The following is a 9,471-nucleotide window of genomic DNA, read 5'->3' on the forward strand; positions in this document are numbered from 1 at the left end:
GGCTAATTAATATAATTACCATCCTTTGTCTGTCTCAGATTTTATTTGCCAATCGGATACAATATAACGTCTGCGTTCGTATTTGAGAATAGGCCAAATAACCATTGCAGGAACTTTTCAAAGAAATTCGCTTCTTCAATATCGACCTGATCTTCAATCAGGATGGTACGAATCAACTGATTATTCTGATAGACGTTTACCGTTGCCAATTGCATGACTTTTGCCAGTGGCGCGGTCAGTTGGGTCTCATTCACTTCAATGTTTAAGTGGGTCTGAGTTTCGCGTAATGGCTCAATGCTTTGTAGAGTACCATTCCCTGTATCTAACATCACGCGTTGAGTACTTTGATCAAACTGGTTCAGGTCAATGCTATAGCTCTGATCATAGAGTGAAGTAGTAATTAATTCAGGTTTTTGGTCGCTACCTTAAACATTTTCAGGGTAGATTGAACCACAGGCAGTTCAGCCAGCACTTGCTTGTCCTTAAGTGCTACCTCATTGCGGGTATAGGTATAGGCCAGATTCATTAGCTTATGAGCGACTTCCGCACGTTTTACCGCACTTTTGCTCCCCATCACCACGACGATTAAACGACGGTTAGATAGACTCATGTCCATGCTTGGACGGATCGCGGTGGCAGCTAGGTTATAACCCGCGGCACGGGTAAAACCAGTTTTCAAGCCGTCTACTGTTGGGTCTATTTTTAGCAATAGATTGGTGGCACGGTGGAAACGCTGGTTATAACTGAAGCTCTGTTGCTTGGAATAGAACAGATAGTTTGGCGTTTCATTGACCAAAGCCTGAGACAGTTTGGCCAGGTCGGCTGCCGTGGAATAGTGCTCAGGCATGGTGATACCAGCCGGATTCTGGAAGTTGGTATGCTGCATGCCCAGTGCTTTGGCTTCCTGATTCATACGCTCCACAAATTTGGGTACGCTTCCAGAAATTTTTTCCGCCAACGTCACTGCGGCATCATTGGCAGACATTACAATTAAGCCTGCTAATAACTGATCTACTGAAATCTGATTACCTTCTTTTAGGTACATCTGGGATTCATCCCACATCACCATATTCACTACAGACGTTGCAGTTATTACTTCATTTTTATCTAATTTTCCGGCCTGAATTTCCTTGAGCGTGATATAAGCTACCATCATTTTGGTCAGGGAAGCCGGAGCACGTTGCAGGTCTTCATTATGTGAAGCAATAGTCTGACCGGTCTGGCTGTCCAGAATGGTCCAGGCTTCTGCCTCAACACTTTCAGGATTAATATTCAGTAGGGCAGCATGCGAGATTGCGGACATAAAAAAGCACAATGTCGCAATCAGTGAGGCGATAAATTTCAAGGGGGTTCCTTATTCGACCAGTCCGTTGGCGAGCAAAAAAATTTTAGGCATGCTAAGCCTTTTTTTTGTCATGGCTAGTACTCATTGTAGACATTTAAGACACTTCCGCAATGTATTGGAAAAAATGTTAAGCTTAGACTTAACACATTCTAATTTCTTTTGAATCGCCCATTATGTTGCATTATCAAATCGAATTTGACGATTATCGTCAGCATCTTGTTCACGTGACTGTTCGCTTTTTAGCAGACCCTACACAGGTGTTGTCTTTGCCAACGTGGATTCCGGGCAGTTACCTGATTCGTGAATTTTCCAAGCACATTGAAGGGGTGAAAGCCTTTGATGAAGCAGGACGCCAGCTGAAAATCCAGAAATTTGAAAAGAATAAATGGCGCTTGTTTAATACCGACCATGAGCTGATTACGGTTGAATATGATGTCTATGCCTATGATCTGTCCGTACGCGGTGCATATGTCGATGGAACACGTCTATATGTGAACCCGGCCTGTACTTGTCTGGGGCTGGAAGGACAAGAAAATAAAGCGATTGAAGTTGAAATCTTCCTGCCAGATGAACTGAAACATTTCCAGTTAGCAACCGGTATGGCATCCAAGAGCCTGGTCAAAGGCCGCTATACGCTTAAAGCAGAAAATTATGCCGAGCTGATCGATTCACCATTTGAACTGGCAGAACAGACCCGTTTTAGCTTTGAAGCCAATGGTATTCCGCATGAGTTCGTGGTTTCTGGCAAACATGAGATGAATGCTGAACGCATGCAGCAGGATCTGGAAAAGATCTGTAGTACCGAAATTTCTATGTTTGGTTCGGCGCCATTTAGTAACTATACCTTTATGACCATGGCAACAGGCAACAGTTATGGTGGTCTGGAACATCCAAATTCAACCAGTCTGATTACTCCACGTGACGATCTGCCGAAAGCCAACGAGCCGGAAGAGCCATCGAAGGATTATCAGCGTTTCTTAGGTTTATGTAGCCATGAATATTTCCACTCTTGGTTAGTGAAATTTATTCGCCCTGATAACTTTGTGAATTACGATTTAAACAAAGAAGGCTACACCTCTTTACTTTGGATCTTTGAAGGATTTACTTCTTATTATGATGACCTGATTCTGCTACGTAGTGGTGTGATTAACCAGGAATCATATATTGCTTTACTGAAAGCACAGATTGACCGTTATTTGCAAAACCCAGGTCGCTTTATTCAAAGTGTGTCTGAATCAAGCTTTGATGCCTGGGTGAAATTCTATCGTCAGGATGAAAACTCGAATAATGCTGGCACCAGCTATTACAACAAAGGTTGTTTAGTAGCACTTTGCTTAGACTTAGGCTTGCGTCTACGTGGTTCAAGCCTGGATGCGTTGATGCGTAAGCTGTATGAAAATGCGCAAAATGGTATTCAGGTGAGCGAGTGTACTATCTTTGAGTTATGTGAAGAATTGACTGGTGATAACTGGTTAGAACAAATCAACCATTTGATCAATACCACAGAAGAATTACCACTGGATCAGTTATTCCCTGAGTTCGGTGTAAGCTATACCCTGAAAAATGACAAGTCTCTGCCATTTGGTTTGAAGTTGGTAGATAAGCCTGAAGGTGTATTCATTCAATCGGCTCGTCGTGACAGTCCTGCTGCGAAAGCAGGCCTGTCAGCCAATGATGTGATCATTGCGATTGATGGTTTAAAAGCGACGACAAAGCTTGCCGAGAAATATGCGAAGCAGGAAGGAACTTATACTGTTCATGCATTTCGTCGTGATGAGTTAATGGCCTTTGAGGTTCAAGCAGCTGGTTCTGCATTGACTGAAGTCGAACTTAAAATTGAAGATCAAGCTAAAGCTGAGAAATGGTTGAAAGCGTAATTTGCATAGTTTAAATAAACCATGTAAAACCGGTGCTTAGGCATCGGTTTTTTTATGTGAATATGAATAAGAAGAGTTTAAATTGGGGAATGGGAATTACGGTTGTCTGGTTAGCCATAATTTTTATATTTTGGTTTTTCGGAGATTTGAAAAGTCCAATATCTTTAAATGAATTAGGTGATTTTCTTGCAGGTATTTTTGCGCCTGTGGCATTTCTTTGGCTAGTACTTGGTTATGTGCAACAAGGTAAGCAACTTGAACAAAATACCAAAGCGTTAGAACAACAAGAACAAGCATTACAGCTTCAAATTGATGAGATGAAGTAAAGTGTGAAACAGCAGAAAAGATTGGTTGATGATCAGCAAAAATACTATAATTCTCTACAAGAATCTGTGAAGCCTATACTAGAGCTTACTCATCCTAAAATTAGATTAAAACCACATTCTATTGATGCACTAGATGCCAATATAGAATATCAAGAAGCACCATTTTTTCAGTTTAGAGTTTTTAATGATGGTAAAGAAAAAGCCTGTTTTATTGAGGTTTTAGGTGGGGTTGATAAGCTAAAATTAATACGAAAATTAAACCGTATAAATGATTTCCAGAGTGTTTGGATAGCATCTTATCTAACAATAAATGAAGCCGAACTTTTAAATAAATGTAATGAAATTAAATACAAAATACTTATTAATTTTGAAGATATTTATGGAAATGAATTTCAATTGGAACACTACTTTGATATTCAAATAAAGAGTGAAAATAAGGTGCTAATTATCAATAGTGAATCAATTCCCTCGATACGTTGAATATCCATAAGAACTTAACAACAGTGGAATATGGTAATGCTCCAAAGTACCATCAATCACAAACACAACCGGAATTTCTGGGAAAAAGGTGCGTTGATTATTTGCCTTAAACCAGTCGCCCGTTTTAAAAGTCACCTTATAAATACCTTTTTGTAGCGCAGTCTCTTTAGGATAGAATTCTTTAATCCGGCCATTATTATCGGTTTTGGCTTCATTGAGTTTGACCCATTTCTCACCTTGCTGGGCTTCTAAAGTTACCGTGATATTGGCAGAAGGCAGGCCAGTTTCCTGATTTAGCACATGCACACTGAGTGGATTGGCAAAGCCAAAAGTTGAAAGGGAAGTCGCAGCTAAAGCAAAAATAATTTTTTTCATGAGACCCATCACAAAATGAATACTTATAATTATTCTAAAAGACTGAAAAATAAAAAATATTAAAGTTATGTAATAAAAAAAGCCCACCTTCGTGAGCTTTCATTGATTCATTTAAATATTATCCACGACCGCGTCCGCGACCACGTGGTGCTTTGGTATTTGGACGTGTCGTACCATTGGTCTTACGACGTGGTTTTTCACCTTCTTCCAGTTGCCAAACACGTGGAGTACCGGTTTTCTTCTTGGTACCGTCTTTATTCACTTTTTTATTGAGTGGTTTGCCACCCGTACCACCTGGTTTTTTCACGTAAGAACGTGAACGGTATGGCTCTTCTGCGGGTACATCTTTGAAGTCAGGGTAAAGCAAAGGTTCAATTTCTTTGGTTTCACCCGGTTGTAGACCCAATTGAACCAGATCAATAGAACCGATTTTGGTACGGATCAAACGTAAAGTCGGGAAACCTACGGCAGCAGTCATACGACGTACCTGACGGTTACGGCCTTCACAAATCGAAATTTCTACCCATGACGTTGGTACAGAAGCACGGTAACGAACCGGAGGATCGCGATCCCATAACCATTCAGGTTGCTGAACCTTGATTGCTTTTGCAGGTAAGGTCATACCATCCTTCAGCTCTACACCTTTACGTAACTGCTCAAGTGCTTCTTCAGTCACGTCGCCTTCAACCTGAACCAGGTAAGTCTTGAATTTTTATTGGCAGGATTGGTAATGAACTGGTTTAAACCACCATGATCGGTCAGGAATACCAAGCCTTCCGAGTCCATATCGAGACGACCTGCCAGACGCAGTGTAGGATCATCTACGAAATCAGACATCGTCATGTGTGCTTCGTCTTTACGAAACTGGGAGAGGACGTCATAAGGTTTATTTAGAATGACGATTTTCATAGGAAAAGACTTCTATAATTACAAAAATTTGAAAATGAGCAGATTTCTTCGCGTGGGGATAGTCGTGATCTCCCATTGAAATCTAAAAAACGGTGGATTTATATATGGGTATTATGAGGGAAGACGGCCTTAAAGTGTTGCTTATCTCGAAATATTTTTGAAACCGCTGGCAGTTGAACCTGTGAATAGTATCTTGTAAAAGGGTAAAGTGCAGCTATAAGTGTTAATAAAATCAAACCTGAATCTGTTTTAAAATTAAACGGAACAGCTCAGCCTGAAAAATCGCATCCTGTAATGCATTGTGATTGCCTCTGCTTTGTGGCTTTAAAATTTCAATAATATTCTTTGCCCGTGTATCTGACCAACGTCCGCCAAATGCACCCATATAAAGAGATTTAATATCGAGTGAGGAAACACCAAAAGGATTGTGTCCGATAAATTTATGGAAATAATAATTCATAAAAGACCAGTCAAAACCGGCATTTAATCCGACAAAAATTGGTGTTTCAGATTTGGAAAGATGTTGCTCAAGCCAAGTGGCGCAATTCTGCATCGCAGTGGTGGGGTCTATCCCATTTTTTGTTAAATCTTCTAAATTGAAACCGCTAACGGCCAAGGCTTTCGGGTCAGCTTTATGGGAGATCGGCTTTAATTCACAATAAAACTGGATCTCAGGTTGATCGACAAGACACATGCCGATAGATAGCAAATCATATTCCCCAGGAATCGGGCCGGAAGCTTCAATATCGACGGAAATAAACACTTCTTTTTTAGCCATTTTTGTCTGATCACTCTCATCTATCTGTAAAAATTTTAATCTTGCTTGCCAGGTTTTCTGAATATCCATATTAAAATCACTATTGTGGCAGAGAAGGGACTCTTCCAATATCTTAGATAAACAATACAGGGTTAAAATGACCGAGTTAAAGTCATCATAATCTGTGATCTTTACAGTCGGAACTGACACTAAAATCTTGGCTTCATATTTATAAATCTCAATATATAAATTATACGCTGAGTAATCTCATGTTTCAGTCTGCAAAAATCTGTAAAACTTGTAATTACAAAAAACCATGTCCACTTAAAACAGAATAACTTAGTTAAAGTGTAATTACATTGAAGCAATTAGATACGACTCTGGCATTGGTTATTTATTTATAGTGGTTAGAGTAGAAAAACAATCTTTTTGATCGAGATGAGTAGGAGTCGAAAATGGCTAGATCTCAGGCAAAACATAAGCAGGTTCAGCAAAAGGACAAAAAGGATTCCATGCAGGATGAGGAACAACAGCAACAACAGCAGCAACCTCAAAAATCTAAACCATCACGGGCGAAAAAACGTAAATAGTCCATGATTTTGAATTGGTGATAATCAATGACAAAACCCTCTATAAGAGGGTTTTGTTGTTTAGAAGAGAAAAAAATAATTTTCAAAGGAATCATCAATAAAAATTACAAGAACAGCACGTGTAATCAGATTGAATTGAATAAGATTATTCTAAGAAGAATGAAAGAGAAATTGCAGTGCCGAATTTAAGCGCTTCCCTGTTACTGATTACTATATTAATACTCCTGAGTGGCTGTCAGCCACCACCTTCTGGTGAGTCAGCGGGCTGGAAAAGTCCTTATCTATATTGGCAATTGAGAAAAGAAACTTTATCACAACCTTTAACCATTCCAGTCGAAGGTGTGACCCAAAGACAGCTCAATGATACTTGGGGTGCTTCACGAAGTGCAGGCCGTAAGCATGAAGGAATTGATATCTTTGCTCAACGAGGTACACCTGTGCTGAGTGCAACCCAGGGTATCATCAGAAATATTGGAACAAATAATCTCGGTGGTAAAGTGATCTGGGTAACGGGACCGGAGCTGAGCCAGCATTATTATGCACATCTGGAGGAATATGCTGAGCATATTCAGGAAGGTGACTGGGTGGAAGCTGGCGAAGTCATTGCCTATGTGGGCAATACCGGTAATGCTAAAACCACGCCACCACATCTGCATTATGGAATTTATTTTAGTGGGCAGGGTGCTACGAATCCTTATCCTTACTTGAAAGCTGAGGAATTGGAATAAACGTCATAATGTAAGATAAATATAAAAGAATTTATTCTGAAATTGGAAAGGCATAAAATAGCTTATCTCCCGCTTTTCCTGTTTTTATGAGTATTGCCTACAGACCAGATATCGATGGCCTACGTGCTATTGCGGTATCTCTGGTTATTTTCAATCATTTAGGCTGGTCACTATTTTCTGGTGGCTATATTGGTGTAGATATCTTCTTTGTGATTTCAGGTTATCTGATCACCATTATTCTCACACGCGATATTCAGGCCCAACAATTTTCAATTGCACGATTCTATAAAAAACGTGTAGTCCGTTTGGCACCAGCGTATTTTACCGTACTCGCTGTGGTTAGCCTGATTGCCTGGCAGGTGATGCTGCCGGGTGAACTAACTGAATATTTTAAGAGTTTCATGTATGCCACTGTGCTCATTGCGAATCTCTATATGCGCAATGAAGTGGGGGATTACTTTAGCCCGAGCGTGGAAAATGTACCGCTATTGCACCTATGGTCATTAGGGGTGGAAGAACAGTTCTATATTTTCTGGCCTTTAATATTATGGCTATTTCTTGCCAGAGCATCACGCAAATATCTCTGGTTGATGATCAGTACATTGATTATTGTTCTACTGGTTTATGCTCAGTACCAACTCACGCAAAATCCAGCCAAGGCCTATTACAGCATGCCGGTCCGGGCTTTTGAGTTACTGATTGGCGCATTGATTACCTGTTTGCCACGACCAAAACTCCCTAAAAAATTACTACAGATCCTGGTGTGGCTCGGAGTCTTTGTTTTATTTGCAGCAGCAATATATTTTGATCAATACACGCCATTTCCCGGTCTTATGGCGCTGATTCCGTGTCTGGCAACAGCAGTAATTATTTATCTGGGCCAATCTGTACCCGCAACCAATCTGTTACTCAGTAATCAGCTGAGCACCTGGATCGGAAAAATTTCATATCCGCTGTATTTATGGCACTGGCCGATTATCGTGCTATTTGGCATTTATATGCTGCCACTCAATACAGAAAATCAGATCATCATTCTCCTGCTGTCAGTGCTTTTGGCATTTCTTACCTATCAGCTGGCAGAACAACCCCTAAAACGCTTTGTAATGGCTGCCAATTACAAGGTGATTCTTCTCGGATTTGTAATTCCTGCGATCATCTTTATTGTTATCGCTCAGATTATTAAAAACAATGAGGGTTTTCCTGATCGGTTTCCACCCTCCGTATATGTCAAGCAGGAAGCATTGCAGGCTTATGCGCATGTGATTCGTAGCCAGTGTATGGATACGAATCCGAAAACCTTACCTGATCCCAAAGATTGCATATTAGGACACACGAAGGATGATATTGATTTCTTATTGATCGGTGATTCACATGCCAATGCCTATACTGCAATGCTAGATGAATGGGCTAAAGATGCCAATTTACGTGGTTATGATATTGCCCAGAGTTCAACTTTTTATTTGCCTGGTATACAGCGTTCTGAGTTAAAGCTCGGACGTTGGGAAGAACTCATTAAGTTTCAGCAACGTAATAATGCTCTTACCGAACATCTGTCTAAAACCCATTATCCAATGATTATTTTAGCCGGTTCTTATGCGCCATATTTTGGAGATGAGGTAAAACTTAAAGATGGGATTCATCAGCGCAATAATGAAATCTTTAAAGTCGGCTTGATGAAAGCGCTAGAAATTGCCCACAAAGCGAGTGATCAAGTAGTAATACTGAACGATGTACCACGATTGGATTGGGATGGAATACCTTCAGACTGTAATATCCGTAACGAGATTCTAAATCGACATGCACAATGTACGGTTTCCAGAAAAAGCTACGATACTTATCTAAAACCATTTAATCAGATTCTGGCTGAAGCCAAACTGAAATACCCTGATTTGAAAATCATTGATCCGACCAAAGTGATCTGTGATCAGCAGGTATGTAAGATCATCGTGAATGATGTGCCTTTATATCGCCTAAAAGATGATAACCATATTAATGATCAGGGTTCACGTCAATTAGGGATTGAATATCTGAAACAATTTGGTAATCCACTAAAAGACTTAAAAGCAAATTAATTATAAAAAAAA

8 protein-coding genes and 2 pseudogenes are annotated in these 9,471 nt (G+C 40.1%); 6 read left to right on the forward strand and 4 right to left on the reverse strand.

All coding sequences use genetic code 11. From position 1 onward, the window contains the following. Nucleotides 1-41 precede the first annotated feature (41 nt). Nucleotides 42-1,345: pseudogene (locus HADU_RS11665) on the reverse strand (D-alanyl-D-alanine carboxypeptidase PBP6B). Between the two features lie 173 nt (nucleotides 1,346-1,518). Between HADU_RS11665 and HADU_RS11670 the strand changes: the two are divergent. The 3 genes from HADU_RS11670 (at nucleotide 1,519) to HADU_RS11680 (ending at nucleotide 4,028) form a co-directional block, all read left to right on the forward strand. Then, nucleotides 1,519-3,222, forward strand: coding sequence for a M61 family metallopeptidase (locus HADU_RS11670; protein WP_008306698.1), 1,704 nt, complete (start codon nucleotides 1,519-1,521; stop codon nucleotides 3,220-3,222). Between the two features lie 62 nt (nucleotides 3,223-3,284). After that, complete coding sequence (locus tag HADU_RS11675; protein WP_008306700.1) at nucleotides 3,285-3,548, forward strand: hypothetical protein; 264 nt, start codon at nucleotides 3,285-3,287, stop codon at nucleotides 3,546-3,548. 3 nt (nucleotides 3,549-3,551) lie between these two features. Further along, on the forward strand, nucleotides 3,552-4,028 hold the full coding sequence (locus tag HADU_RS11680) for a hypothetical protein (RefSeq protein ID WP_004815426.1): 477 nt from the start codon (nucleotides 3,552-3,554) through the stop codon (nucleotides 4,026-4,028). Here HADU_RS11680 and uraH read toward each other — a convergent pair. From uraH to HADU_RS11695, 3 genes and pseudogenes are all read right to left on the reverse strand, one after another. Next, the gene (gene uraH / locus HADU_RS11685; protein ID WP_034425031.1) at nucleotides 4,008-4,403 is read right to left on the reverse strand and encodes a hydroxyisourate hydrolase; all 396 of its coding nucleotides are present in this window, start codon (nucleotides 4,401-4,403) and stop codon (nucleotides 4,008-4,010) included. The genes HADU_RS11680 and uraH overlap by 21 nt on opposite strands. Before the next feature lie 118 nt (nucleotides 4,404-4,521). Then, nucleotides 4,522-5,312: pseudogene (locus HADU_RS11690) on the reverse strand (pseudouridine synthase). Nucleotides 5,313-5,544: 232 nt separating this feature from the next. Further along, nucleotides 5,545-6,279 carry a 3'-5' exonuclease gene (locus HADU_RS11695; protein ID WP_004815431.1) on the reverse strand — a complete coding sequence of 245 codons (735 nt, stop codon included), beginning with the start codon at nucleotides 6,277-6,279 and terminating at the stop codon, nucleotides 5,545-5,547. A gap of 245 nt (nucleotides 6,280-6,524) precedes the next feature. Here HADU_RS11695 and HADU_RS16025 point away from each other — a divergent pair, with 245 nt between their 5' ends. From HADU_RS16025 to HADU_RS11705, 3 genes are all read left to right on the forward strand, one after another. After that, entirely contained in the window at nucleotides 6,525-6,659 is a 135-nt protein-coding gene (locus HADU_RS16025; protein ID WP_004815433.1) for a hypothetical protein, read from the forward strand. A 176-nt stretch (nucleotides 6,660-6,835) separates the two neighbouring features. Then, complete coding sequence (locus HADU_RS11700) at nucleotides 6,836-7,387, forward strand: M23 family metallopeptidase (protein ID WP_004815436.1); 552 nt, start codon at nucleotides 6,836-6,838, stop codon at nucleotides 7,385-7,387. Nucleotides 7,388-7,473: 86 nt separating this feature from the next. Beyond that, a complete protein-coding gene (locus tag HADU_RS11705) occupies nucleotides 7,474-9,459 on the forward strand; it encodes an acyltransferase family protein (RefSeq protein ID WP_008306706.1) in 1,986 nt (661 codons plus the stop codon). Nucleotides 9,460-9,471 lie beyond the last annotated feature (12 nt).

Origin of the sequence: Acinetobacter sp. HA, assembly GCF_000264725.1 — a bacterium.
Classification (GTDB): Bacteria; Pseudomonadota; Gammaproteobacteria; order Pseudomonadales; family Moraxellaceae; genus Acinetobacter; species Acinetobacter schindleri.

Excerpts from the sequence above, each read along its gene's own strand:
- uraH (WP_034425031.1), bottom strand. The coding sequence starts at position 4,403 with ATGAAAAAAATTATTTTTGCTTTAGCTGCGACTTCCCTTTCAACTTTT.
- HADU_RS11705 (WP_008306706.1), top strand. The coding sequence starts at position 7,474 with ATGAGTATTGCCTACAGACCAGATATCGATGGCCTACGTGCTATTGCG.
- HADU_RS16025 (WP_004815433.1), top strand. The coding sequence starts at position 6,525 with ATGGCTAGATCTCAGGCAAAACATAAGCAGGTTCAGCAAAAGGACAAA.
- HADU_RS11675 (WP_008306700.1), top strand. The coding sequence starts at position 3,285 with ATGAATAAGAAGAGTTTAAATTGGGGAATGGGAATTACGGTTGTCTGG.
- HADU_RS11670 (WP_008306698.1), top strand. The coding sequence starts at position 1,519 with ATGTTGCATTATCAAATCGAATTTGACGATTATCGTCAGCATCTTGTT.